Here is a 24,795-nt window from a genome sequence, read left to right on the forward strand (position 1 = left end):
ACGATTCAACCGTTAAGTTTTTAAAGATGAAAAATTTCTTTAATTTCAGGTTTAACCAATACAAGGAGGAGTGGATATGGATATCAGCTTAATTGTATCCAATATTTTAAATCCGCCAATCCTGTTTTTCTTTTTAGGCATGACTGCTGTTTTTGTCAAGTCTGATTTAGAAATTCCCGCACCAATGCCCAAACTCTTTTCCTTGTACTTGCTGTTTGCCATTGGTTTTAAGGGAGGGGTAGAACTAATCAAAAGCGGTGTAACTCAGGAAGTCGTTCTAACACTCGCAGCAGCAATGATGATGGCTTGTGTTGTTCCAATTTACACCTTTTTTATCTTGAAGTGGAAATTGGATACTTACGATGCGGCTGCGATCGCAGCAACCTACGGTTCTATCAGTGCCGTCACCTTCATCACAGCTAGCGCTTTTTTAACTGAGCTTGGTATTGCTTTTGATGGTTACATGGTGGCAGCCCTTGCCCTGATGGAATCTCCAGCAATTATAGTTGGTCTAATTTTAGTAAATATATTCACCGTCGATGGAAAGCGAGAGTTATCGTGGCCGGAAGTTTTGCAAGAAGCATTTCTTAACAGTTCAGTTTTTCTATTAGTAGGTAGTCTATTAATAGGTGTCTTGACAGGAGAACACGGTTGGCATGTCTTAGAACCTTTTACTCAAGGGTTATTTTATGGCGTTCTCACCTTCTTTTTACTTGACATGGGATTGGTGGCTGCTAAAAGAATTAAAGACTTGCAAAAAACCGGAGTTTTCCTAATTTTATTTGCCATACTAATTCCTATACTCAATGCAGGCATCGGGTTAGTGATCGCCAAATTGATCGGTATGCCTCGCGGAGATTCGCTGTTGTTCGCTGTATTGTGTGCCAGTGCTTCTTACATCGCTGTCCCTGCGGCTATGCGGATGACTGTTCCCGAAGCAAATCCCAGCCTGTATGTTTCAACCGCTTTAGCAGTAACATTCCCGTTCAATATTATTGTGGGAATTCCGTTATATCTCTACGTAATTAACCTATTCTGGAGGTAATAATATGCACGTAGTTAAAAAGATAGAAATTATCGCCAACTCTTTTGAACTTGCCAAAATTTTAGATAGTTTAGACAAGTCGGGTATACATAACTATGCCGTAATCCGAAATGTTACTGGTAAAGGATTACAAGGAACGACTGAAGATTTAGACATGACCATGTTTGATAATGTTTACATCCTCGCGTTTTGTATGCCAGAACAACTCAATCGGGTTGTAGAAAATATCAAACCACTTCTTAATAAGTTCGGAGGTACTTGCTACGTTTCCGATGTGATGGAAATTCGCTCTGTCAGATGTGTAGCGTCGATGTAAAAAAGTTATAAATCAATGAAGCATTTCATGGAACGTCGTGACTTTTTGAAGTTGGGAATGACGGGGGCGTTTGGGATGATGCTATCTGCCAGCGATTTGCTTTGGCGGGTGGAAGAGGCTAAAGCTGCCGAAATACCCTCAACTTCCCTTAAATCCCTTAGTCCTGATGCAGCCTTACAAAAACTGATGGAGGGGAATCAGCGATTTGTTGCTCATCAACCCCAATACCCCGATCAATCGGCACTGCGGTTGCAAGAAGTTGCTCAAGCTCAACATCCATTTGCAACTATTCTTAGTTGTGCGGATTCACGAGTCCCCGCAGAAATTGTTTTTGATCAGGGCATTGGGGACATCTTTGATATTCGGATTGCCGGAAATATCGCTACGCCTGAAGCGATTGGTAGTATTGAATACGCGGTTGTCTTATTAGCCTCTCCGCTATTGATGGTAATGGGTCATGAACGTTGCGGAGCTGTAACCGCCGCAGTCCAAAACGAATCGTTACTCGGTGATATTAGTACTTTTGTGAAGGCAATTAAGCCAGCAGTGGAAAAGGTTAAGAGTCAGTCGGGTGATGCGGTTGAGAATGCTGTGGTGGCAAATGTGCAATATCAAATTGAACGGTTGAAGCGATCGCAGCTTTTAACTGAGCAAGTGCGATCGGGCAAATTGAAAATTGTCGGAGGTCGTTATGACTTGGATACAGGGAGGGTAACTATTATTACTTAGTTTGGGAGATAAGGGAGATGAGGGAGATGAGGGGGCAGGGGAGGCAGGGGAGGCAGGGGGAGAAGATATTAATAACCAATGCCCCATGCCCCATGCCCCATTCAATCTTGCACAGTCATTGGCAGACGAATAGTAAAAGTAGAACCGACTCCCGGTTGACTTTTGACAATAATCTCACCACCCATCATCTGGCAAAAGTGACGGCTAATTGCTAACCCCAATCCCGTACCTCCATACTTTTTCGTAGTCGAGGTATCTCCTTGTGTAAAAGGTTTAAATAACTGCTGCTGTTGACCTTGAGACATGCCTATGCCTGTGTCAGTAACAGTGAAAGTAATCATCCCCAAAGGAGCCTCCGGTCGGAATTCATCCTTTTCTCTTTTGACTGTTAGCGTGATTTTGCCGTTTGTAGTGAATTTACTGGCGTTGCTGAGTAAGTTTAACAACACCTGCCGCATCCTAGTTTGATCGGCGTACATCATGCCAAGTTGCTGATCAACATGCACTTCTAAAACATTGGCATTTTTTTCTATAGCTGGTTTGACAGTGAGGACAACATTATGAATCAGCGTCGCAATCTCGAATGTCTCTGGATAGAGGGCCATTTTCCCCGCTTCAATTTTTGACAAGTCGAGGATTTCGTTAATCAAGTGCAGTAGATGCTTACCAGCAGCGTTAATTGTTTCTAAGTCTGTGATAAAGTCTGGCGATAAACCAAGATCGGTAGCGTCGTCTTCTAGAAGTTGACTTAAGCCAATGACAGCATTTAATGGTGTGCGTAATTCGTGGCTGACATTGGCCAAAAATACGCTTTTTGCTTTGCTAGCAGCTTCGGCTAATTCTTTAGCTTGTTGTAGTTCTTTTGTTCGCTCAGATACTCGCTCAATTAGACGATTTAAAGATTTGGCGAGTAGGCCAATTTCATCTTCAGTGGTAACAGGCGCTCGTAAATCGAAATTATGTTTCCTTGCAACTTGTTCAGCTACTTGGGTGACAGTGATAACTGGTTCAGCGATCGCTCGACTGGTACGCCAAGCTACAATGGCTGCGATCGCCACTGAAACCAGCATACTCACGATCACGATCAATCGCTCAATTATTTTTGCCTGCTCAACAGCTTTTTGCCTTTGTTGCTCTTGTTCTTGGGCAGTTTGCAGGATGTTAGTCAAGCTTTGAGAAAGCTGCTCTAGCCGGATGGCTGTATCACCACGCATAATTGCCAATAACTGCGATCGGGCGGAAGAAATCTGCCCAGACTGCACTTTTTGGGAGTCAATTTTCTCTAAGACGACCTCGATTTGCTCAACGTAAGCTTTTAAATTTTTCTTGTAATCCTGCAATAACGTCTGTAAAGTCGAACTTGTTGCGGCTAGTCTTTTAGGTTTACTGTTGATAAATACGCCAATTTTTGACTCTAATTGCTTGGCTTTTTCAACATTCTTCAGAAAATCGGCTTTTTTGGTTTGTAGCTGTTGTGAATCTTCCAATACAGCAACTAGGTTAGAGCTATGTAATTGCGCCCCGACTACTGCATCTTTATAATTACTCAGTAGTTGACCTTGTTCGTATGCTTGGTTGAATTGCCTAACTTCCCTTCCCCGGTAGTAGTTGGCGATGACTAACCCAGTCAGTGAGCCAAAAAAGCCAATTCCAATAGCTACAAAGTACCCATAGCCAATTTTTTGATGGATGCGCCAGGAACTGGCTTTGAGTTTCCCTCGTGAGGGAAATTCTATGGTCGGGAGTTCGTCTGTCGATGGCTCTTCGGCTGACACTTTTTTGCTTTCTGAACTGCTGTCAATAGGGGTTGGCTTTTGAGGAAGGCATTTCTCAAACCCCCTTGCTTTCCCACAAGAATCACCAAATCAGTTTAACTTGTGCAAACACTTTAATTGGTGATTAACATTTACATTACCTTCTTTTATAGCAATAGCAAATCATTACTTACTATATAATTCACATATCCTTATATGAAATAGGTAAATTTGATAGCAATATTGCTAAGTATAGTTACTGAGAGCGAATAGGATTCACTTTTTTCAGCAGCAACAAATAATTCTCTACACTAAAGACCTATCTAAAACTGTCTTCTCCTTACCACAATACTTTCCTCAATATGCGGTTAATAACAATGAGTTGTTACCATCAGGTATGCCACTACTCTACCTTAACTGCTTCCTTATAAAATTAATACAATCAGGAAAAAAACAAAAGCTTTGACACTCGTTGAGCATTGGGCATGGGGCATTGGGCATTGGGCATGGGGAAAGAGGAGGCTGGACGCAGAAATTCTTTAAGTTTTAATTTTTAATTGATTTCTTTCCTTGCTCCCTCATCTCCAAGGCAGAAGTATCATAAAATAGCTTAAAAGTCTACTCTGTGTGAACACAAAAAAATTTTACTAGGTATTAATATCAATACGAATGCGTTAATTTACCAATGCGGCTTAAGATAGCTTTAATATCAGCTAAAATCGGGTTTTAGGCTTATATAAATGAGAGGTGGGCTGATTTTTGCCAGATTTGTACTTAAATTTAGTACGATTATGAGCGAATGACACAGAATGGGATAATCACAACCAGAGGATTCCACTTGATTCAAGAAAAGAACTCAGAAAGCTGATCAGAATACATCCTGCTGCCTTCTTAGTTCTATCCTCATCCTGAGTGTCTACCTTGTAGTTGATGCAGTAGATATTACAGGACAATTATAGTTATAGGACACTAAAACCTTTTTGTGCCCTTAACGCAATTGTACTAATGCACTTGTGGATTACCTAATCAACAGCCTTTAGGTTGTAATTATCCAGATTAGAAAAACTCAACTGTCAAATATATAGGAGTGAAAATGCCAGAACAAGAATTTACCGAAACCGCATCCAAAGAGACTACAGTGGCAGAGATCAACAGCCAAACAGGAACCATCACCAAACTCCAGCCTCCCGCACAGTCTCAAGATGAATGGCAAAAATATGGTGAGCAAATTTCTAGCTTTTTAGCAACATTGCCAGAATATCTGGGAAGCTTCTTCAATCAATATAAGCAACCCCTGATCACTGTTGGTTTAATTGTGGGATCAATTGTTGGGGTTAAAGTACTCTTGGCAATATTAGATGCTTTGAATGATATCCCGTTGGTAGCACCTACTTTTGAGTTGATCGGTATTGGTTACTCTGCTTGGTTTGTTTACCGCTATTTACTCAAAGCCTCAACCAGGAAAGAGTTAACTACTGAAATCACCACTCTTAAATCACAAGTGGTTGGTCAACAAATTCCAGAAGCTTAATAGTGATTATCGCAACTCTTAGAGACGCTATGCGTAGCTTGCTCCTATGTAGAAGTAAGCTCTAATTGCAAATCACGAAGTCTGATCGCCAGAAGTCGGCGATCAGACTTCTAGTGATCGCCTCTTTTGACCTTCGGTTTAACGTAAGTTCGATGAACCTATCTTTGACTTGAACTTTTTAGATTCTATCTTGGAGCGGGCGATAATTTTGGAGACACGCTACCGGATGTCTGCGACGGGCTAAGTCTACGCACTATGTTTTGAGATGAAATTCCCTCCAACTTGCCCCGTTTTACCAAAGCTTGATGAATCATCGCCGCCACTTCAGCCCTAGTAGCTACTTTGTTGGGAGCAAGAATTTGTGGATTTGGATAGTTAACTACCAGACCATTGGCTGTAGCAGCAGCTATTTTGCTAGTGGCATAGCTTGGAATATTTTTAGCATCTTTATAGACACTTAAAATCTGATTTTGAGAAGTGGGTGATTTCAAATTCAATCCACTAACAAGGGCAACTAAAACTTGCACTCGCGTAATATTTTGTTGTGGTTTGAAGGTTTTTTTCGGGTAGCCTTTGAGAAACCCGGCACTGATAGCTTGGTCAATTGCTGAAGTAGCCCAAAATTTTGCTGGTACATCTTGAAATGCGATCGCAGTCTTAGAGGGTTCTTGGTCAAAGGCTTTTTGCAGGATAGCAGCAAATTCAGCACGGTTTACAGGCTGATTTGGTCTAAAAGAATAATCAGGAAACCCCTTGAGAATACCACGGGAAGAAAGAACATCTATAAAACGCCGACCCCAAAAGTTACTGGGCACATCGTTAAATGCAATTGGTGGCGGAATAATAGATTTTTGTTTTGCCGGAGTTACTAAAGGCAAAGCTGATGATGTAATTGATGACTCAAGCCCTGCTGAAGAGGATACAGTTGTCTGTGGTTGTGGAGATTGAGTTGGAATTACCTGAGCAGATGGTAACACTGTGCGGGAAGAAGTAGGGAATGCAGGTGTCTTGGGTTCAACAACAGCCTCTGGTAGAGATGACGGCAAAACGTTGTTGGCGACTGCATTTGGTTCTCCCTTGGGAGTAGGGAAGGGCAATAGTTGATTTGGTTGAACACTTCTAGACGGAGTAGGGGAAGGCGACAGCAACCCGTTTAAGTTCCAGCTAGAATCCCTGCGGGACAATGACCAAAAAAGAATCGCTCCGATAGTGGCGAAGGCAACCAGTATGGCTATAAATTCATCAAAGCCAAGGGCAGTTTTTTGGGATGACTCCGGTTCGGAAGGAGGTCTATTTGTCATCGTGATTACCCTGGTAGCAGTAAAATTTGTGTCTAAACAAATTAAGCCATAGATGACTCTTTTACACCACCCCTTTTTAATTCGTAATTTGTAATTCGGAGCAAAATATTAAAGTTCTGGTTCAACGCCAAGCGATCGCAATTGAGCAGCTAGGTGATCGGCTCTTTGGGATTCCTGTTCTGCCCTTTGGCGTTCTTGTTCAGCTCTTTCCTGACCAATACAGTATTGACCTTCAGGATTTATTTGCTTGAGGACGGGTGTAATCGAGTCAGTTAGTAGGAGGCTCTGGGGATGTTCTTGCCAATTTTTGCCTTCGGCACGCTCCGCGAACACAAATGTGCCATCGGACTCAGGAAGCTGGGTATGGTCGGGGAAAGGAGTGAGGGCGGTGGATTGATTGGTTGCAGAGGTCATAATGCTACCTTTGCACTTTTTGTAAAGGTTGTTTTTAGTGTAGCTTGCGATGAGCCGCAAGAACGCACTGGCTTAAGATGGACTTCCGCCTTGCGATAGATACCCAAACCGAAACCGGATTTGGAGGATGACAAAATATAAAATATTAACTTATCGTTTACCTAGTATTTATAAAAATCAGGGTGTATAGTGTCAGAAGAATTCAGTTGCCAAATCTCACCGCCATTTGTGTCTCTTGGTAGCGATCGCGATCTTGATTTAAATTCAACTCTCCAAGAACTACCAATGTACAACTTCCCAGTGGAAATCAATCACACTGGTATGGAAGTGGCTAGTTTTTTGGAAAAATACCCCCAGCTACCAGGAGTAATTTTGGTAGAACAGGGAAAGTTCGTTGGAATGATTTCGCGGCGGCGACTGCTGGAGTTTTTAATTCGCCCATTGGGACAAGAATTATTTGTTCAGCAACCATTAGCCGTTCTCTACAGTTATGCGCGGATACCAATGTTGCTGCTTGCTGATACAACGTCGATTTTAACTGCGATGCAACTTAGCTTAAAGCGATCGCCAGAATTATTAGCAGAACCAATTGTAGTAGAAACAGAATCTGGTGCTTATAGATTGTTAGATGTCCAAGAATTGAGCATTATTTCTTGGCAAATTCGAGGAATCGACAATCTGGTACGATATGAACGCAGCCAAGCCCAAATGATTCAAAATGATAAAATGGCAAATTTGGGACGTTTGGTAGACGGTGTAGCGCACGAAATTTTAGACCCAGTGGGTTTTATTTGGGGTAATATAACTTACGTTTCAAGCTACAGCCAAGATTTGCTCAAGCTGATAGCGGCTTATGAAAAAGAGTTACCATCAGCTTCTCAGGCAATTAATGATATTAAAGAAGAGATTGAATTTGAGTTTTTAGAACAAGATTTGTCGCGATCGCTTGTTAGTATTCGCACTGGAGCGGAAAGATTAAAAAAACTTGTTACCAGTTTACAAAACTTTTGTCATATCGATGAACTTTATCCCAAACCAGTGGATTTACACGCTTGTATTGATAGTATTATTTTATTAATTAATAGCCGTCTTCAAGGAGAAATTGAAATTGTAAAATATTACGGTCAATTACCTCCACTGTATTGCTTTATGGGGCAGTTAAACCAGGTTTTGATGAATATTTTCAGCGAAGTTGTGGATACTTTACTCAATGAAGCAGTGCGACAGCAGTTGCATCGAGAAGATACAAAAACTCTTCAAAAACCCCGAATTGAGATTAGTACAGAAGTAATTTCCCAGGAAGCAAGCAACCCAAATGCACCAGATTCTCGCTGGATATTAATTCGCATTTCTGACAATGGCCCTGGAATGTCTCAAGAATTGCAACAGCAAATTATAGAGTCGTTTTCTCTTGAAACGAAGAATAGTAAAAATACTAGTTTAGCAGTAAGCTATCGAATTATAACAGTGAGACATGGTGGAAAATTAAGTTTCCATTCACAGGCTGGTATAGGTACAAAATTTGAAATCTTATTGCCTTTAGTTTAATTAGACTCTTGCAATCAGCCCCAACTCTTGGAGACGCTGTGCGCGTTCGGGGAAGTCAAAAGTCAAAAGTATTATGGAATAAGCTCTTTAGGAATTCTCAATGGTTGCTTTATTTACGCCGTGGCGTAATAGTACCGCAAGGCGGAAGTCAAAAGTCAAAAATCAAAAGTCAAAATGAATACAGCGTAAGAGTTTCGTTGATTTGGGATGGGTGGTTTATTTACGCCGTGCTGTACTAGTTCTTTTGAAAATCGCAATATTTGGCTAGTAAAATCTATCGGTGCAGTTAACTAACGTTTTGTTGTTTTGCCATAAGTGCTATATTGGCTCTTGACCCGACCGAGTACAAACTATGTATAAGCCCACAGAACAGCAAAGTCGAGGTGTTGTAAATATTCATTGATTTTATACCCATATATACCCAATAACTGTAATATGGGTATATGAAATTATCTGATTACGCAAAGAAAGTTGGAGTAAGCTATAAAACAGCACATCGTTGGTGGAAAGCTGGGCAACTAAATAAAAATGGGGTTGAAGAATGAGATTAGTAGAACGCCATATAATCAAGATAAGTCATCAGTTTTACAAAGAAGTTGATGAATTAGCATGGCGTTCCAAGAATCTATACAATTATGCTAATTATTTAGTTAGGCAATCATTTATCAAGGATTCTACTTATCTAAATAATGTTGCAGTGTTCCATTTAGTTAAAAAGCATGAATCATACACAGCATTACCAGCAAAAGTAAGTAACCAAGTTTTAATGGTTCTACATCGCAATTGGAAATCATTTTTTGAATCTCAAAAAGCATATAGACAAAACCCAGCAAACTTTAATGGTCGCCCGAAATTGCCTAAGTACAAAGATAAGCTTAAGGGAAGAAATATAGTAATTTATGAACTTGGGGCGATATCCAAGAAAGGGTTAAACCAATTCGCAATTCGCAATTCGCAATTCGCAATTACGTTTTGTGACGGGGATTTAGACCCCGACACAAAACGTGCTGCCTATCTTGCTGGGGACTTAAACCCCCAAAGTTCGTTAAAAGAAGGAGTTATTAGACTATCCAAAAGTGCGATTGAGTTGAAAACATTTGTTGATGATGTCAAGGAAGTAAGGCTAATTCCTAGATGTGGACAGTACATCATTGAAGTAGTTTATGAATTGGAGGAAACACCACAACAATTAAACCCTTTCTTGGTAGCAGGGATTGATATCGGTTTAGATAACTTAGCGGCGTTAACTTCAAACAAGCTTGGATTTAACCCAGTACTTGTTAATGGACGACCACTTAAGTCAATCAACCAACAATACAACAAGGTGAAAGCAAAGCTTCAGTCCCACCTCAAAGGCAATGCTAAGACATCGATTCGGCTCAATGCTTTAACTTGTAAGCGCAACAACCGAATTGATAATTACTTACACAATGCCAGTAGATGGATCATTAACCATTTGGTTGGTGAGAAAATTGGAACATTGGTTATTGGGAAAAATCACCAATGGAAACAAGAAATTAATCTTGGGACAAAGACTAACCAGAACTTTGTTAGTATTCCTCATTCACGGTTTATTGAGCAATTGCAATATAAAGCCGAACTGGTTGGGATAACCGTTTTGATTAATGAGGAATCCTATACCTCAGCCTCGTCGTTTCTCGATTTAGACCCAATTCCTGTTTACAAAAAGGGTGAAAAACACACATTCAGTGGTAAGCGAATAAAGAGGGCTTGGTATAGATCAAGTAATGGCAAACTTATTCATGCAGATATAAATGCCAGCCTGAATATTACAAGAAAGGTAGTCCCAGCGACGTATAGTTTAGGGATAGAGGATATTGCAGTTTATCCATTCCGCGTAACACCGGGAAAAGTTGCTTGAGGACATTTGTCCATAAAGTTACTAACTGTTGTACTTAGTACTACAGGACAGGCAGGGGGAGTGGGCAGATGAACAAAAATACTGGGGAAAGTGGTGTTTTTTCTCTGTTTACAGGCGTACCCTTACGTCGTATTTTGGTAGCGTTATTTCTGCTGCAAATTTTGCTAGCTGTGGGATTAACTGGATATTTATCGATTCACAATGGGCAAAAGGCAGTCAATGAGGTAGCTAGCGAATTGCGTTATGAAGTCGCTAGTCGAGTAGAGCAGAAGTTACAGACTTATTTCTCAACTTTGCGTCAAGAACTACGCGGTAATCAAAATATCATTGACATCGGGTTGCTGAAGATGGAAAATTTAGCAACCTGGGAATCATACTTAATAAAGCAGTTAGAGATTTTTCCTGATGCCATTGCTTTAACGGCAAGCAATGAACAGCAAGAACACTTAGCGGTGGAAAAGCTCAACGATCGCCAATTTTTACTAAGATTTGCCGACAAGTCAACTGGGTACGACCTCTACACTTACAAAATTGACTCTCTTGGTCAACGTACCCAACTTCCAGAGGTGATCAAAAATTATGATGTGCGATCGCGTCCTGATTATCAAGCAGCAGTTACCGCCAAAAAATTCAACTTTAGTCAGATTTTTACACCCCTCACCGAACCAACACTTCTAATTAGTGCTTCTCTTCCTATATATAATTCCCAAGGTCAGTTACTCGGTGTCAACAGCGCTGTAACTCACATATCACAAATTGGAGATTTGCTGCAAAATATTAAAGTTGGCAAGTCTGGGCAAGTTTTTATTATCGAGCGATCCGGGCTATTAGTCGCAAGTTCCACAACCGAAAAACCATTCCGCTTACAAAATGGTAAACCTATTAGGTTGCCAGCTTCCCAAAGTGAAAATTCTTTGACTCAAGCAAGCGCTAAATATTTAACAACTAAATTTAGCAACTTTGACCAGATTCAAAGTTTACAGCAACTAGATTTTTCCTTTGAAGGCAAACAGCAATTTTTAGAAATTAGACCCTTAGAGGATGAACTCAATGTCAATTGGTTAATAGTAGTGGCTGTTCCAGAAGCAGACTTTATGGGACAAATTGATCGCAACACTCAAACCATAATTTTTCTCTGTCTGGGAGCATTAGGATTAGCTACTTTGCTGGGAATTATCACCGCCCGTTGGATAACTCAGCCAATTTTGTACTTCAGCACGGCGACAAAAGATTTAGCTGATTTCACTAATGGCAAAGACTCAATGGTGGTAGTACAGGGCATAAAAGAACTAGAGGTGCTGGGTGCATCTTTGAATGAGATGATGCAGCAGTTACGGAAAACCTTTACTGCACAGATAACCAAAAATGAAGAGTTAGAATTGCAAGTTAAGCAGCGAACTCAAGAATTACAGCAAGAGATTCAAGTACGAATTAACAGTGAGCAAAAACTGGAAAAGCATCATCAGATGTTGGCAGAACTGGCAAATCACAGGGCGATTTCAGAAGGAAAGCTGGAAACGGCATTCAAAGTTATTACCGAGAAAGCAGCAAATGCTTTAGAAATAGAACGAGTCAGTGTGTGGTTATTCAATGACGACCGCACCAAACTACAATGTATAAGTCTCTATGAACGTAGCAATCAGAGACATTCGGCAGGTTTAGAACGCAACTTTGCAGATTATCCCATCTACTTTAAATCACTGACATCTGCGCGGATCATTGCCGTCACCGACATTCGCACCGATCTACGAATACAAGAATTATGGGATGAACTATTAGAACCAAAGAATATTGTATCCCTAATTAATACTTCGATTTGGGTTGGGGGCGAAGTTGTAGGAACAATATTGTATGAGCAGGTTGATATTCCTTGGATATGGGAACTGAGTGAGCAAAACTTTGTTAGCTCAATAGCAGAATTTGTTACTCTAACCTTAGAAGTAGGCAATCGCAAACGGGCAGAATCCGCTCTACGTGAGGCTAAAGAAGTTGCCGAAATCGCAAATCGTGCCAAAAGCACCTTTTTAGGAAACATCAGTCATCAACTGAGAACTCCCTTAACCTCCATTCTAGAAATTACAGAAGCGCTCCAAAATCAAGTGTATGGCCCTGTGAATGAAGAACAGAGCCAGTCTCTAAATACTCTCGAATCCAATGGTAAGAACTTACTAGAATTGATTAACCAGATTCTTGAGCTTACCGACATCGAATCCAGCAAGATAGAACTGCAACTAGGTACTACTTCGATTCAAGGATTATGTGACTCTAGCTTGAGTTTTGTTAAACATTTAGCTTTCCAGAAAAAGATCCACCTGAGTGTACAAATACCTGAAGAACTCGAACCCATCCAAGTCGATGAAAGCCGCATCCGCCAAGTATTTATCAATCTGTTAACTAACGCTATCAAGTTTACTAAAGAAGGAGGCAAAGTTTGGATTGAAGTCCAGCCAAATTCCACAAATGAATATATCTTTTTTAGCGTGGTAGATACGGGTATTGGTATGCTTTCCGATGACCTTTTCCAATTATTTCAACCTTTTGTGCAAGTTGAAAATTCCGCTAACCGTGATGCTAGAGGTAGTGGTTTAGGATTAGTAATGGTGCAAAAAATTGTTGAGTTGCATGGTGGTACTGTCCACGCTGAAAGTCAGTTAGGTAAAGGTAGTCGCTTTACAGTCAAACTTCCGTGGAAAAAAGCAGGGTAACGTTTTGGGCATAGAATATCGCAATAGTTACAAAGGCGATCGCTTTTCTGGGGTTGTAGATGATAAAGTGCGTTCGCTAATCCTAAAACCTAAGAGGTACAGAAGTAGCTTTTTCCAAAGTATAGCAAAAGCCTTGGTGATTAAGACATCAACAGATGATAAAACTTAGACAAAAAAAGACTTTTCACCCAGTCCCCAGTCCCCAGTCCCCAGTCCCTTGCCATAAGATAAAAAAACAGCTCAAAAACTAAATTAGTATATTTAATACTAGAATTACAGATTAAACCTTGAAACTATTGGTACATGGTATGTCGCTCAATCCCAATCTGGATGAAATCCAGTTGACTAAAGACGATTACGAACGCTTCTCCCGACACCTAATTTTGCCGGAAGTAGGACTAGAAGGACAAAAGCGCCTGAAAGCTGCCAGTGTCGTGTGTATCGGTACAGGCGGACTAGGTGCACCACTACTTTTATATCTGGCGGCGGCGGGTATTGGACGTATTGCGATTGTCGATTTCGATGTTGTCGATACTTCCAACTTACAACGCCAAGTCATCCACGGTACATCTTGGGTAGGTAAACCTAAGATTGAATCGGCAAAAAACCGGATTCACGAGATTAATCCTTATTGTCAGGTTGATTTATACGAAACCCGCCTAACTTCCGAAAACGCCCTAGAAATCCTTGAACCTTACGATATCGTCGTGGATGGTACTGATAACTTCCCCACTAGATATCTAGTTAACGACGCTTGCGTATTGCTGAATAAGCCCAACGTCTACGGTTCAATTTTACGCTTTGAAGGTCAAGCTACTGTATTTAACTATCAAGGTGGGCCAAATTATCGTGACCTTTTCCCAGAACCACCACCACCAGGGATGGTTCCCTCTTGTGCAGAAGGTGGGGTATTGGGAATTTTGCCAGGAATTATTGGTTTAATTCAAGCAACAGAAACTGTCAAAATTATCCTGGGACAAGGTAATACCTTAAGTGGACGATTGCTGTTATACAACGCCTTAGATATGAAATTCCGAGAGTTGAAGCTGCGTCCTAACCCAATTCGCCCTGTGATTGAAAAACTGATAGACTACGAACAATTCTGCGGAATTCCACAAGCTAAGGCAGAGGAGGCTAAACAGCAGATGGAAATGGAAGAAATGACCGTTAAGGATTTGAAGGAGTTGCTTGATAGTGGTGCGAAGGATTTTGTACTGCTAGATGTCCGCAACCCCAATGAGTACGACATTGCCAAAATTCCGGGTTCAGTGTTGGTTCCCTTACCAGACATTGAAAATGGCAATGGCGTTGCCAAGGTGAAGGAAATATTGAATGGTCACCGCTTAATTGCTCATTGTAAGATGGGCGGGCGATCGGCAAAAGCCCTTGGCATTCTCAAAGAAGCTGGGATTGTTGGAACGAATGTCAAAGGCGGAATTACCGCTTGGAGTCGAGAAATTGATCCTTCTGTTCCAGAGTATTAAACCAATTCGCAATTCGCAATTCGCAATTCGCAATTCGCAATTCGCAATTACGTTTTGTGACGAGGATTTAGACCCCGACACAAAACGTGCTGCCTATCTTGCTGGGGACTTAAACCCCCAAAGTTCGTTAAAAACGCATAGGCGCTTCTCTACGAGACGCTACGCGAACGCCTTCCCGGAGGGTAGGAACGCAGAGGTTTAACGCAGAGGTACGCAGAGAATAATCTTTGCGTACCTCTGAGTTTACAACCTGATCTTAATTACGAATGAGCTACAGGTTTAATTTGATCCAGCAAACTGTGCAGTTTTTCGCCTTCAATGACTTCTGTTTCTAAGAGTTGAGTCGCTATCGCTTCTAGTAAGTCTCGGTTCTGTCTAAGAATCTCTAGGGCTTGCTCGTGGGCTGTTTCCACGATTTCCTTGACTTCGCTATCAATGGCTCTCGATGTATCTTCACTTACCGCCCGCCGAGGATTACCCCCACCATTACCCAAGAACATTGATTGTTGTCCTTGTTGGTAAGCCAACGGCCCTAAGACTTTGCTCATACCATAAGTTGTTACCATCCGTTCTGCCAAGTCAGTTGCTCGTTGCAAATCGTTGGAAGCACCTGTGGTAATACTGTTAAACACAATCTCTTCGGCGGAACGTCCACCTAACAAAGTCGCAATCTGACCCCGCAGTTCATCTTCATTCATCAAAAAGCGGTCTTCAGTTGGTAATTGCAGGGTGTAACCCAAAGCTGCCATTCCACGGGGAATAATCGAAATCTTTTCTACGCGACCGTTTCCTGTTGTTAGCGCCCCGACCATTGCGTGACCAACTTCATGGTAAGCAACAATCTTTTTCTCAGTCTCATTCATTACCCGGCTCTTCTTCTCTAAACCGGCGACTACCCGCTCAATTGCTTCAGCAAAGTCTTCTTGAGCAACCCTTTCACGCATATTACGGGCTGCTAATAATGCCGCTTCATTCACCAAGTTTGCCAAATCAGCACCAGCAAAACCAGGAGTACGAGTAGCGATCGCTCTTAAATCTACATCATCTCCTAATTTTACCTTTTGAGCGTGAATCTTGAGAATTGCTTCCCGACCAGATAAATCGGGACGGTCTACCAACACCTGGCGGTCAAAGCGACCTGGACGCAGCAATGCAGAGTCAAGGCTTTCGGGGCGGTTGGTAGCTGCTAGGACAATCACTGTTGCATCTCCAGCCGCAAACCCATCCATCTCAGTTAGTAACTGGTTGAGGGTCTGTTCTCGCTCATCGTTACCACCGTAGAAGCCGTTACTGCTACGAGACTTACCAATTGCATCCAATTCATCAATGAATACAATACAAGGAGCCTGTTTCTTTGCCTGCTCAAACAAATCCCGCACTCTAGAAGATCCTACACCGACAAACAATTCTACAAACTCCGAACCAGAGATACTGAAGAATGGAACTCCTGCTTCTCCTGCTACGGCTTTCGCTAAAAGTGTCTTACCAGTACCCGGAGGCCCAACTAACAACACACCTTTGGGAATCCTAGCGCCAATTTGCGTAAATCGTGCCGGAGTCTTGAGGAAATCCACAATTTCCACTAACTCAGTTTTTGCTTCTTCTACCCCAGCCACGTCTGCAAAGGTGATTTTAGCTGATTCGCCTTCAACGTAAACCTTAGCTTTGCTCTTACCAATAGAAAGCGCACCTTGGGGGCCACCGCCACCACCACGGGCGAGAAAGAATTGCCAAATACCAATAAAAATCAGTGGTGGAATCACCCAACTTAAGAGGGTTGTAAACCAAGTATTCTTGGGTGGAGGTGTAGCAGCGAACTCAACTCCCTTTTCTTCTAGCAGTTTGGGTAACTCTAAATCAAAGATTGGTGTAGTTGCAAACACCTGGGGCGGCTCGGCATTTTCTGCTTTTAGTTGGTAAATAATCTGGTTTTGACCAACGGAAACGCGGCTAACTTCCCCTTCTTGTACTTGATGAATAAATAAGCTGTAGGGAACACCACTAGGGCCAGAGGCAAATAAACCAGGTAAAAATAAATTTAAGAGCAAAAATAGCCCTGATACTGCCAGTAATATATTAGCAATGATCCGAAAACGAGGTGACTTAGGCTGTTCTTTAATTGGCATTGATGTTACTAATCCTTAAAATGAAACCTGTTGAAAATGTAACTTTCACAGAAAGTTCGTTATTTAGCATCCAAATAGTTAAAGCAGTAGCTCATACCATTTAACAAAAAATCTGATACAGAGGTAAACCTTGAAAGCATTGCTGTATCTAAATTTTTTAATTGCGTTAGCAAAGCGGGGCGTTAGCCCATTGCGAATTGCGTTAGCAAAGCGGGGCGTTAGCCCATTGCGAATTGCGTTAGCAAAGCGGGGCGAAGCCCATTGCGAATTGGTATTATACTGTTTCCAACCAATCAAAAATTTGGGCTAACTGATCCAGTGTTACCAGTCCATACTGCCAGAGGGTCATAGCCAGAAAGTTGGGGGTCTGCTCACAATGTCGCAAAGCAAGAGAAATTGCTCCACTAGGAATACCCAACTCTTCCTTTAAAAAATGCACCAATTGATCTGTAGCTTTCATAAAAATGTTAAATAAGCTTTATTTCTGAGAAAGCTTAACTTGGGTGATGTAATGTCCAGGCTTGTTCAGTTCGTTTTTATCGTTAACAATACTACCGCTTCTCATAATTTCTCTCCTCTAGCAATGGTTGCAGAATTTTTATTTATGTAACTAAACTTAACAATTAAATTAATCTTTGGGAACTAACGAGCAAATACGGTTTACCGTACTCAAAGAGTTAATATCACTCAAAATGAGAAAACTTGAGGAACGCGGATTTAATTAAGTACTACACGTTATCCCCACCCTTTTCCTAAGCAACTATCCATTAGTCACATCTTTCTTAACATGGGTGTAAGGCAGACTCAGAGGGAGTGACAGATGTAAAGAATGAGAGCATAGTTGACAAAATCAACATAAAGTGTGGAAGTGGAGAAGGAAGCGATCGCCTTTGCCAAAGTCATGTAAAGTTATCTCTGGTGCGATCGCTTCACAGTATTAGTCACCACTTAAACCGTCACTGTGAATGCAAAAACTGGATTAGACCGCTCCCGTCGTGAGCAAGACCGCTCCCGTCGCGAGCAAGACCGCTCCCGTCGCGAGCAAGACCGCTCCCGTCGCGAGCAAGACCGCTCCCGTCGCGATGAAGACCGCTCCCGTCGCGATGAAGACCGCTCCCGTCGCGATGAAGACCGCTCCCGTCGCGAGTTAGACCGCTCCCGTCGTGAGCAAGACCGCTCCCGTCACGATGAAGACCACTCCCGTCGCGAGTTAGACCGCTCCCGTCGTGAGCAAGACCGCTCCCGTTAAAACATTGGTCACTAACATCCTCAGTAAACCAAAAAGTTTTTCTCCAAAGAGCGATCGCTAAAATACTTAAATGTTTTAATACTTATAGCTGAGAAACCTACGGTAGTTGTTACTGTAAGCTATTCCCCAGCCCTCATTCTTTACTTTCCAGGCGGACAAAGTTGCTGTATTCTTTGGGGAAGTTGCCGACACATCTGCTGAAATCCTTGAGGATTAATTTGCCACCAAGCAAATAATCCCAGACTTGTACCCCCCACAAGCAACGCCAAAACTCCCCCCAGCATTACCAAACGTTTACCCCGCTTAGGTTTTGTAATTAAAGTTGGTGGAATTTCAACGCTCAGAGGTGGTTCTTCTGAAAGATCCAAATCTAAATCCAAATCTAGATCCAAATCTAGCAAAGCTTGGGAACTTTCTGTAAAAGAAATTGGTTCTTCTAGTTCCTCTAGTTCCTCTAATTTTTCTTGTTCCTCTGGTTCCTCTGGTTCTTCTTGTATCGCTGCTTCTATAATTTCTTCTGGCAACGCCGGAGTCACAGGTACTAAGTATTCTGGAGAGACACGGCAATAAGTGAGAACAACCGACGTATTATCATGCCCATTTTTTTCATTTGCTAAGTTAATCCAGTTACATACAGCATCTTCAACTGTCATTTCACCTGTTAACACGGGTATTGCATAATCTTGCCAAGATTGTTCCACCAAGTTTTTATCACTTAAACCATCAGAACAAAGTAGCAATATGCCATCTTCTTCCACAATGAATCGCTGAACCTTGAGACGCAAAGATTCTGCATCTCTTGTCCCCAATGCTTGAGTTAAAGCATTAGCATCTGTTCTCAAGAGTGCTTTTCGATACAAGCTTTTAGCAAAACGCACTTCTCGCGTTGCCACATCATCATCTACTGTCAGTAGCTGACAATAATTGCGAGTAATCCAATAGGCACGGCTATCGCCAACATTAGCCAAGTAAAGTTCATGGGTATTATTTGATTGCCAGCCAGTACTCGTCTGCACTCGTTGTGGAACTTGCAGCGCCATGACAATGGTTGTAGCCATGCGTTCTTTGCCTTGGCGTTTTTGTTCATTATTGCGGGCACTAATCAGATTATTTACCACCCGTAAGCTTGCTTCTAATTGTTCCTGCAATAACTCTGGTGGTACAAGTGCAGTTTGTTCTCTAACCTCTTTGAGTAAAGCCCGAATTTGCAACTTTACAGACTGCACCGCCAACTTACTAGCAACCTCCCCGCCTTCATGTCCGCCAATGCCATCGCAAACAATCGACAAGTGAGGCAATAAAGGTTCATCGAAAGCGACGGGAAACTCCATCCCCTTGTGGGTGTTCCGGGATAGTTGCCTCGTCGCTTGGGGCATTGGGGATTGGGCATTGGTAACTTCTTCCCCATGCCCCATGCCCGATTCCCCATGCCCAAAAACTCTCAAAGCATTTGGGTAGTAAGCGTCTTCGTTTTGCGCCATAATTGGGCCAATATCTGTAGAGCCTGCCACCTTTAAAACTAATGGCAATTCTGCCGCAGATGCTAGTAGTAAATTATTGAGTTGAATATTAATAGTCTCTAACTCAACCTCATCACACATCTGCTGGACTATGTTCTGTAATCCTTTGGCTACTGATGCCTTTGCAGACGCTACCCAAAACTGCCAACACTCCCCCAGATTCCGTAAACTCAGTTTCTCATCTGCTGGTGTTTGGTAGAGTTCCAACAATCGCACACACCAACCTTGGACTCTCAAGTTGTCTACTACTAGTAAACTGCGGCTAAGTCCCAATTCAGATAAAGGTGTCCAAAGTTGGAGAATTTGCCACAACCAATAAACTTGTCGTACCGCCGTTGCTTGCTCCCATGCCTCAACAATAGTTGGATAGATATTTCCTTTTTCATCTATCGGCACATTTTCTAATAAGAGGATATTAGTTGTATCTTCCTCAAAGTTGCTAGCAAACCCATAAGCTTGGGGGAGATGTAATCGCTCTTGATATAATCGTAGGTAAGGAATTACTTCCGTTGGCAATTCATCAGGTGCATCTGGCGACAGTCCCGGTTGAGTATCCAGCCAAATCTGGGGACTAATTACCTCATACCTCTGTGCTACCCTCGTACCTGGTGAAATTTTGGCAGATAATGAGCCAGTAGCCCAAAGATAGCGGTGAACTAAAGGAGTTTGACAAGTGGTACAAACACTATCTCCAATCGGATTAATCGGGCTATTACAGCGTGGATTTATACAATAAATTATCAGTTGAGTAGAAATCATAAAGGTATAAATTTAACAAACAAATCAACTAATGAACTTCGATTAAGTTTAGCTGGCAAAGATTTGAAGGCTAGAATAGACTGGATTTATGTACTGCTAGCTACATCTTGTTACTGAAATTAATCAAAGTTATTGGTAAAAATACCAAGTTTGGTTTTCTGTAAATAACTTACGTCTGGCTGTATCTAATCGTAGAAATGCATTTACGTCAATGTAGAGTTTAGGATGGCGCTATGCCAAGTTTTACCTTAATCTGGCTTCTGGCAGGAGCAGTCTTGTGTTTAATGGAACTGTTCTTACCATCGGCGTTTGTCGCCTTGATGATGGGAATTAGCGCTTTGGTGGTGGCGCTACTGTCTGGAGTGGGTTTGGGAAGTGTATGGTTGCAAATTGTAGTTTGGCTATTACTTTCCACATTACTAATCGTGCTTTCTCGTCGGTTTTTGCAACCGCGACAACGCAAATCAAAAATTCAGGATGCAGTTATAGCTGAAACTTTAACAGAAATTCCGCCTGGGAAAACAGGGCGGGTGCTGTATGAAGGAAATTCTTGGCAAGCACGATGTGACGATGACAAATTTACCGTACCACCCCATCAAAGAGTTTATGTGGTTAGGAGAGAAGGTACTACTTTGATTGTGATACCAGAAAATTTGTTGAATTCTTAGTTAATGGGGAGTGGGGAATGGGGAATGGGGAGTGGGGAGTGGGGAATGGGGAATGGGGAATGGGGAATGGGGAGTAAGGAACTGTTATCTATAACCCAATACAGTTTAGTTAAGGATTTCTTCTCTTTGCGTCCTTTGCGTCCTTGGCGGTTCGTTAAAAAACGTATTGATCTATAACCCTTTGCCTCCCCTCCCTCTCTTTTTTCTCATCCCCCGCTCTCCATTCCCTACTCCCTGCTCCCTCTTTCATATTTAAAATCAGGAGATTTACAATGGAACAGTTTTTTTTACTCATCTTTTTAGCCCTTGGTGGTTCTGCTGTAGCGGGGTCTGTAAAAGTCATTAATCAGGGCAATGAAGCTTTGGTGGAAAGATTGGGTAGCTATAACAAAAAGCTAGAACCTGGACTGAATTTTTTAATTCCTTTTTTGGATAAAATCGTTTACAGAGAAACCATCCGGGAAAAAGTCTTAGATATTCCTCCGCAAAAATGCATCACCCGCGACAACGTTGGTATTGAGGTAGATGCAGTGTTTTATTGGCGCATTGTAGATATGGAAAAAGCCTGGTATAAGGTAGAAAATCTCCAGTCGGCAATGGTGAACATGGTGCTAACTCAAATTCGCTCTGAAATGGGGCAATTGGAGTTGGATCAAACCTTTACTGCCCGTTCTCAAATCAATGAAATTCTGTTAAGGGATTTGGATATTGCTACAGATCCTTGGGGTGTGAAGGTGACGCGGGTAGAACTGCGGGATATTATTCCTTCGCAAGCGGTGCGAGAATCAATGGAATTGCAAATGTCGGCAGAACGACGCAAACGGGCAGCAATTTTAAATTCTGAGGGGGAACGTGAAGCTGCTGTTAATAGTGCTAGAGGTAAAGCAGAGGCGCAAATATTGGATGCCGAAGCTCGGCAAAAATCGACAATTTTGCAAGCGGAAGCTGAACAAAAGGCGATCGTTTTGAAGGCTCAAGCGGAACGTCAGCAACAGGTTTTGAAAGCTCAAGCGATCGCAGAATCAGCAGAACTTGTTGCCCAAAAGCTCCACACTAATCCTAATGCCAATAAAGCAGTGGAAGTTCTGTTTGCCTTGGGCTATTTGGATATGGGCGCAACAATTGGTAGAAGCGATAGCAGTAAAGTCTTATTTATAGATCCGCGCACTATTCCTGCTGCTTTTGAAGGTATGCGTTCTGTGATCTCAAATGGTCAAGTTGACTCTAACGAATTGTTTTCTAAGCAAATCCCAGGATTAGAAAACAACCGCTCTACTTAGAATTAGAAGTGGAGAATGGAGACAAGGGGACAACTTTCTTCCTTGTCTCTTCTTTTTTTTCCAATGACTAATGACTAATGATAATTAACCCAGAACAGGTTATCAAGTTGCATTCTTCAAGTGATAAAATGATCAAGCTTTGATAAGTTGTAAATTATGACCTTATCTATTCAGCAAACTACAGCATTAAGTGTAGAAGAGTTCTTAAAACTACCAGATACAAAACCAGCAAGCGAGTATTTTAACGGGAAAATCTACCAAAAGTCTATGCCACAAGGAGAACATAGTACGTTACAAAGTAGTTTAGTCACAGTTATTAATGAGATTGCTAAACCGCAAAAAATTGCTTATGCCTTTCCTGAGTTACGCTGTACATTTGAAGGTCGTTCAATAGTACCAGATATTGCAGTTTTTGAATGGCAAAGAATTCCATTGCTTCCTAATGGAAGAATTACAAATAAATTTGAGATTCCTCCAGATTGGATAATTGAAATTCTTTCACCAGAACAATCACCCAATCGAGTTATCCGCAAAATTACATTTTCTATTCAAAATGGAGCAAAGCTAGGTTGGTTGCTCGATTCTGCTGATGAGTCAATCATGATTTTTGAACCCAATAAATTACCAGAATTAAAAGAACAGCAAGATATCTTACCCGTTTTGAGTGTTTTGGAAAATTGGCAATTAACAGTTGCAGATGTATTTAGTTGGTTAAGTTTTGTTTGAATTAAGCAACAGTAAGCTGATGCTAATGCACTTCTGAATAATTATGGAAAATGAAGAATTGTAAAGGAAAGTTGATTTACCGCAGTAACAAAACCTCAACTCGTGAAATCTCAGCACTTGTAGCTAAAGCCTCATCAGCCGTTACCAATCGGATATGATTTTGAAATGCAATTGTCAAATGTAGAGCATCAAGTGTACGCAATGGTGTATCAAAGCGACTAATCCACTGACGTGCTAAATTATAGTGAACTGTTTCCATCGCAATTTGAGTATAAAATCCACTATCCAAATCTGCTTGGAAACTTTCTACAATGGCTATTGCATCTTGCTGAGATATTTCTTGCATTCTGACTCGACGCGATAACGCAGAAACGAGTTCAACCTCAACCAACTGACTCAAACCTACTTCAGTTTCATTGAGTAGTAATTGTTCAACTGCGTCGCTTAAAGCTTCTGTCCAATACAAAGGAGCGATAACGCTTGTATCTAAATAAATCAACGACGTTCCTCTATACGTGCATTTATGACAGTTGCACTCAATGACTCACCCTTAATCTCAAGAGAATCACGAAATTGTTTCATACTTGCTAATCGTTCTGCATTTTGTAGCGGAGGAACTAAACGAGCTACAGCTTTATCTTGCTCTAACAAAATTACTTCTTCTCCCCTAGCTACTCGTTCCAAAAGAGATTTTAAATTCCTAGCTGCTTCTTCAACGCTAATTCTCAACACTGCATTACTCCTGTAGTTAAGCTTGAAGATCAAAGAAAATTTCCTGCTCACACCATTTCTTTATAAAAATTCACATTATTAGCCTCCATAAGCAAGCTTTTTTCTGGTAGCCACGGGCTTGAGTCTGTGGAAAAATGAAGTACAACATCACATAGGATTGGTATGATTATTGACTAATTTCACTCGCTTGATTTACCTGGCATTCCCTGCACAACCCAAAAAACTCTAAGGTGTGATAGAAAACTTTAAATTTATGGCTAGATTCTAACTGGTCTTCTAGGTCATGAACGGGGCATTGATGAATCGGAATTGAGACACCGCATTGCAAGCAAGTAAGGTGATGTTTGTCTTGCTGCGCTAAACTATAGAGGGCTTCACCATTAGTCAAATTCCGCACTTGTACCATGCCTTCGAGTTTTAAGGCTTCTAAAGAGCGGTAAACTGTTGCTAAACCCATACTCTGATTTGTATTGCGTAGTTCCACGTAAATATCCTGGGCTGAAATACCTTTTTTGATGGTTTTCAGTAAATTGAAAATACGCTCTTGACTGCGGGTGCGTATGACTCTCATAGATAATTATTTTAATATGCCACTGTAGTTGAAGCTGTTAGATAGGCTAATTGATTAATTAACTTTAACGGCTTCGTAATCTTATTTTCACTCAGTTGGAACAGAAAGTTATAGTATAGCGATCGCAGCATTCAGCAAAAGCCCGTGCAAACCAAGTATCTAGCCAAAATTTTCGTGACGCTTCGTCCTTCAGTTTTAGATCCTGCTGGCGTAGCTGTACAATCCGGTCTTAAGCAAATGGGATACGAGAACGTTGACCAGGTGCGGATTGGTAAGTACATTGAACTCACCATTACCTCGTCTGATGAGAAAAAAGCTCGTCAAGACCTCGATCGCATTTGTGACCAAATGCTAGCAAATCCTGTGATTGAAAATTATCGCTTTGATTTGATTGAGGTCGAAACACAGACTGGGGTATTTTAGGGATTGGGCATGGGGCATGGGGCATGGGGCAT

At 41.6% G+C, this 24,795-nt stretch carries 21 protein-coding genes and 1 pseudogene; 13 read left to right on the forward strand and 9 right to left on the reverse strand.

The features are described from left to right. Window positions 1-76: 76 nt before the first annotated feature. The 3 genes from CDC33_RS08560 to CDC33_RS08570 are packed head-to-tail and all read left to right on the forward strand — an operon-like array spanning window position 77 to window position 2,090. The gene (locus tag CDC33_RS08560) at window positions 77-1,045 is read left to right on the forward strand and encodes a sodium-dependent bicarbonate transport family permease (RefSeq protein ID WP_109008125.1); all 969 of its coding nucleotides are present in this window, start codon (window positions 77-79) and stop codon (window positions 1,043-1,045) included. 4 nt (window positions 1,046-1,049) lie between these two features. Next, window positions 1,050-1,361 (forward strand): P-II family nitrogen regulator, encoded by a 312-nt coding sequence (locus CDC33_RS08565; protein ID WP_109008126.1) that lies wholly within the window; start codon window positions 1,050-1,052, stop codon window positions 1,359-1,361. 27 nt (window positions 1,362-1,388) lie between these two features. Beyond that, window positions 1,389-2,090: a carbonic anhydrase gene (locus tag CDC33_RS08570; protein WP_109008127.1), complete on the forward strand. Its 702-nt coding sequence runs from the start codon at window positions 1,389-1,391 to the stop codon at window positions 2,088-2,090. Between the two features lie 101 nt (window positions 2,091-2,191). On the opposite strand, the gene CDC33_RS08575 is transcribed toward CDC33_RS08570, so the two are convergent. Beyond that, window positions 2,192-3,865, reverse strand: coding sequence for a sensor histidine kinase (locus CDC33_RS08575; protein ID WP_181373937.1), 1,674 nt, complete (start codon window positions 3,863-3,865; stop codon window positions 2,192-2,194). A gap of 1,072 nt (window positions 3,866-4,937) precedes the next feature. Between CDC33_RS08575 and CDC33_RS08580 the strand changes: the two genes are divergently transcribed. Then, the gene (locus CDC33_RS08580; RefSeq protein ID WP_109008129.1) at window positions 4,938-5,375 is read left to right on the forward strand and encodes a CAAD domain-containing protein; all 438 of its coding nucleotides are present in this window, start codon (window positions 4,938-4,940) and stop codon (window positions 5,373-5,375) included. Between the two features lie 185 nt (window positions 5,376-5,560). Here CDC33_RS08580 and CDC33_RS08585 read toward each other — a convergent pair whose 3' ends face one another. Both CDC33_RS08585 and CDC33_RS08590 read right to left on the reverse strand, forming a co-directional pair. Then, complete coding sequence (locus tag CDC33_RS08585) at window positions 5,561-6,676, reverse strand: S-layer homology domain-containing protein (RefSeq protein WP_109008130.1); 1,116 nt, start codon at window positions 6,674-6,676, stop codon at window positions 5,561-5,563. Between the two features lie 207 nt (window positions 6,677-6,883). Next, window positions 6,884-7,090, reverse strand: a pseudogene (locus CDC33_RS08590) (Uma2 family endonuclease); the annotation flags it as partial. A 189-nt stretch (window positions 7,091-7,279) separates the two neighbouring features. On the opposite strand from CDC33_RS08590, the gene CDC33_RS08595 reads away from it, so the two are divergent. The 4 genes from CDC33_RS08595 (at window position 7,280) to moeB (ending at window position 14,709) form a co-directional block, all read left to right on the forward strand. Beyond that, complete coding sequence (locus tag CDC33_RS08595) at window positions 7,280-8,638, forward strand: sensor histidine kinase (protein WP_109008132.1); 1,359 nt, start codon at window positions 7,280-7,282, stop codon at window positions 8,636-8,638. 541 nt (window positions 8,639-9,179) lie between these two features. Continuing rightward, window positions 9,180-10,520 carry an RNA-guided endonuclease InsQ/TnpB family protein gene (locus CDC33_RS40255; protein WP_244919176.1) on the forward strand — a complete coding sequence of 447 codons (1,341 nt, stop codon included), beginning with the start codon at window positions 9,180-9,182 and terminating at the stop codon, window positions 10,518-10,520. A gap of 68 nt (window positions 10,521-10,588) precedes the next feature. Further along, entirely contained in the window at window positions 10,589-13,225 is a 2,637-nt protein-coding gene (locus tag CDC33_RS08615) for an ATP-binding protein (RefSeq protein ID WP_109008133.1), read from the forward strand. A 308-nt stretch (window positions 13,226-13,533) separates the two neighbouring features. Then, the gene (gene moeB, locus CDC33_RS08620; protein ID WP_109008134.1) at window positions 13,534-14,709 is read left to right on the forward strand and encodes a molybdopterin-synthase adenylyltransferase MoeB; all 1,176 of its coding nucleotides are present in this window, start codon (window positions 13,534-13,536) and stop codon (window positions 14,707-14,709) included. A 260-nt stretch (window positions 14,710-14,969) separates the two neighbouring features. On the opposite strand, the gene ftsH4 is transcribed toward moeB, so the two are convergent. The 3 genes from ftsH4 to CDC33_RS08645 form a co-directional block, all read right to left on the reverse strand. Continuing rightward, the gene (gene ftsH4, locus CDC33_RS08625) at window positions 14,970-16,835 is read right to left on the reverse strand and encodes an ATP-dependent zinc metalloprotease FtsH (RefSeq protein WP_109008135.1); all 1,866 of its coding nucleotides are present in this window, start codon (window positions 16,833-16,835) and stop codon (window positions 14,970-14,972) included. Between the two features lie 274 nt (window positions 16,836-17,109). Next, window positions 17,110-17,295 carry a DUF2949 domain-containing protein gene (locus tag CDC33_RS08635; RefSeq protein ID WP_109008137.1) on the reverse strand — a complete coding sequence of 62 codons (186 nt, stop codon included), beginning with the start codon at window positions 17,293-17,295 and terminating at the stop codon, window positions 17,110-17,112. Window positions 17,296-18,224: 929 nt separating this feature from the next. After that, on the reverse strand, window positions 18,225-20,363 hold the full coding sequence (locus CDC33_RS08645; protein ID WP_109008139.1) for a 4-Cys prefix domain-containing protein: 2,139 nt from the start codon (window positions 20,361-20,363) through the stop codon (window positions 18,225-18,227). A 233-nt stretch (window positions 20,364-20,596) separates the two neighbouring features. On the opposite strand from CDC33_RS08645, the gene CDC33_RS08650 reads away from it, so the two are divergent. From CDC33_RS08650 to CDC33_RS08660, 4 genes are all read left to right on the forward strand, one after another. Further along, complete coding sequence (locus tag CDC33_RS08650) at window positions 20,597-21,031, forward strand: NfeD family protein (RefSeq protein WP_109008140.1); 435 nt, start codon at window positions 20,597-20,599, stop codon at window positions 21,029-21,031. Between the two features lie 24 nt (window positions 21,032-21,055). Continuing rightward, window positions 21,056-21,208, forward strand: a complete 153-nt coding sequence (locus CDC33_RS38485) for a hypothetical protein (protein WP_181373939.1) — start codon at window positions 21,056-21,058, stop codon at window positions 21,206-21,208. Between the two features lie 95 nt (window positions 21,209-21,303). After that, on the forward strand, window positions 21,304-22,311 hold the full coding sequence (locus tag CDC33_RS08655; protein WP_109008141.1) for an SPFH domain-containing protein: 1,008 nt from the start codon (window positions 21,304-21,306) through the stop codon (window positions 22,309-22,311). A 156-nt stretch (window positions 22,312-22,467) separates the two neighbouring features. Beyond that, window positions 22,468-23,037, forward strand: a complete 570-nt coding sequence (locus CDC33_RS08660) for a Uma2 family endonuclease (RefSeq protein ID WP_109008142.1) — start codon at window positions 22,468-22,470, stop codon at window positions 23,035-23,037. A gap of 76 nt (window positions 23,038-23,113) precedes the next feature. Here CDC33_RS08660 and CDC33_RS08665 read toward each other — a convergent pair whose 3' ends face one another. The 3 genes from CDC33_RS08665 to CDC33_RS08675 all read right to left on the reverse strand — a co-directional run bounded on the left by CDC33_RS08665 (window position 23,114) and on the right by CDC33_RS08675 (window position 24,340). Beyond that, window positions 23,114-23,536, reverse strand: coding sequence for a type II toxin-antitoxin system VapC family toxin (locus CDC33_RS08665; protein WP_181373940.1), 423 nt, complete (start codon window positions 23,534-23,536; stop codon window positions 23,114-23,116). After that, complete coding sequence (locus CDC33_RS08670) at window positions 23,533-23,769, reverse strand: type II toxin-antitoxin system Phd/YefM family antitoxin (protein WP_109008144.1); 237 nt, start codon at window positions 23,767-23,769, stop codon at window positions 23,533-23,535. The genes CDC33_RS08665 and CDC33_RS08670 overlap by 4 nt, the downstream gene beginning before the upstream one ends. Window positions 23,770-23,935: 166 nt before the next feature. Beyond that, window positions 23,936-24,340 (reverse strand): Fur family transcriptional regulator, encoded by a 405-nt coding sequence (locus CDC33_RS08675; protein WP_109008145.1) that lies wholly within the window; start codon window positions 24,338-24,340, stop codon window positions 23,936-23,938. A gap of 144 nt (window positions 24,341-24,484) precedes the next feature. On the opposite strand from CDC33_RS08675, the gene purS reads away from it, so the two are divergent. After that, window positions 24,485-24,763 (forward strand): phosphoribosylformylglycinamidine synthase subunit PurS, encoded by a 279-nt coding sequence (gene purS, locus CDC33_RS08680; RefSeq protein ID WP_100897184.1) that lies wholly within the window; start codon window positions 24,485-24,487, stop codon window positions 24,761-24,763. Window positions 24,764-24,795 lie beyond the last annotated feature (32 nt).

The organism is Nostoc commune NIES-4072 (assembly GCF_003113895.1).
Lineage (GTDB): Bacteria > Cyanobacteriota > Cyanobacteriia > Cyanobacteriales > Nostocaceae > Nostoc > Nostoc commune.

What these genes read in the sequence shown, in the direction of transcription:
- CDC33_RS08635 (WP_109008137.1), bottom strand. Translation starts at nt 17,295, where the DNA reads ATGAAAGCTACAGATCAATTGGTGCATTTTTTAAAGGAAGAGTTGGGT.
- CDC33_RS08615 (WP_109008133.1), top strand. Translation starts at nt 10,589, where the DNA reads ATGAACAAAAATACTGGGGAAAGTGGTGTTTTTTCTCTGTTTACAGGC.
- CDC33_RS08570 (WP_109008127.1), top strand. Translation starts at nt 1,389, where the DNA reads ATGGAACGTCGTGACTTTTTGAAGTTGGGAATGACGGGGGCGTTTGGG.
- CDC33_RS08560 (WP_109008125.1), top strand. Translation starts at nt 77, where the DNA reads ATGGATATCAGCTTAATTGTATCCAATATTTTAAATCCGCCAATCCTG.
- CDC33_RS40255 (WP_244919176.1), top strand. Translation starts at nt 9,180, where the DNA reads ATGAGATTAGTAGAACGCCATATAATCAAGATAAGTCATCAGTTTTAC.
- CDC33_RS08645 (WP_109008139.1), bottom strand. Translation starts at nt 20,363, where the DNA reads ATGATTTCTACTCAACTGATAATTTATTGTATAAATCCACGCTGTAAT.
- CDC33_RS08675 (WP_109008145.1), bottom strand. Translation starts at nt 24,340, where the DNA reads ATGAGAGTCATACGCACCCGCAGTCAAGAGCGTATTTTCAATTTACTG.
- CDC33_RS08565 (WP_109008126.1), top strand. Translation starts at nt 1,050, where the DNA reads ATGCACGTAGTTAAAAAGATAGAAATTATCGCCAACTCTTTTGAACTT.
- CDC33_RS08650 (WP_109008140.1), top strand. Translation starts at nt 20,597, where the DNA reads ATGCCAAGTTTTACCTTAATCTGGCTTCTGGCAGGAGCAGTCTTGTGT.
- CDC33_RS08655 (WP_109008141.1), top strand. Translation starts at nt 21,304, where the DNA reads ATGGAACAGTTTTTTTTACTCATCTTTTTAGCCCTTGGTGGTTCTGCT.
- CDC33_RS08580 (WP_109008129.1), top strand. Translation starts at nt 4,938, where the DNA reads ATGCCAGAACAAGAATTTACCGAAACCGCATCCAAAGAGACTACAGTG.
- moeB (WP_109008134.1), top strand. Translation starts at nt 13,534, where the DNA reads ATGTCGCTCAATCCCAATCTGGATGAAATCCAGTTGACTAAAGACGAT.
- CDC33_RS08660 (WP_109008142.1), top strand. Translation starts at nt 22,468, where the DNA reads ATGACCTTATCTATTCAGCAAACTACAGCATTAAGTGTAGAAGAGTTC.
- ftsH4 (WP_109008135.1), bottom strand. Translation starts at nt 16,835, where the DNA reads ATGCCAATTAAAGAACAGCCTAAGTCACCTCGTTTTCGGATCATTGCT.
- CDC33_RS08585 (WP_109008130.1), bottom strand. Translation starts at nt 6,676, where the DNA reads ATGACAAATAGACCTCCTTCCGAACCGGAGTCATCCCAAAAAACTGCC.
- CDC33_RS38485 (WP_181373939.1), top strand. Translation starts at nt 21,056, where the DNA reads ATGGGGAGTGGGGAGTGGGGAATGGGGAATGGGGAATGGGGAATGGGG.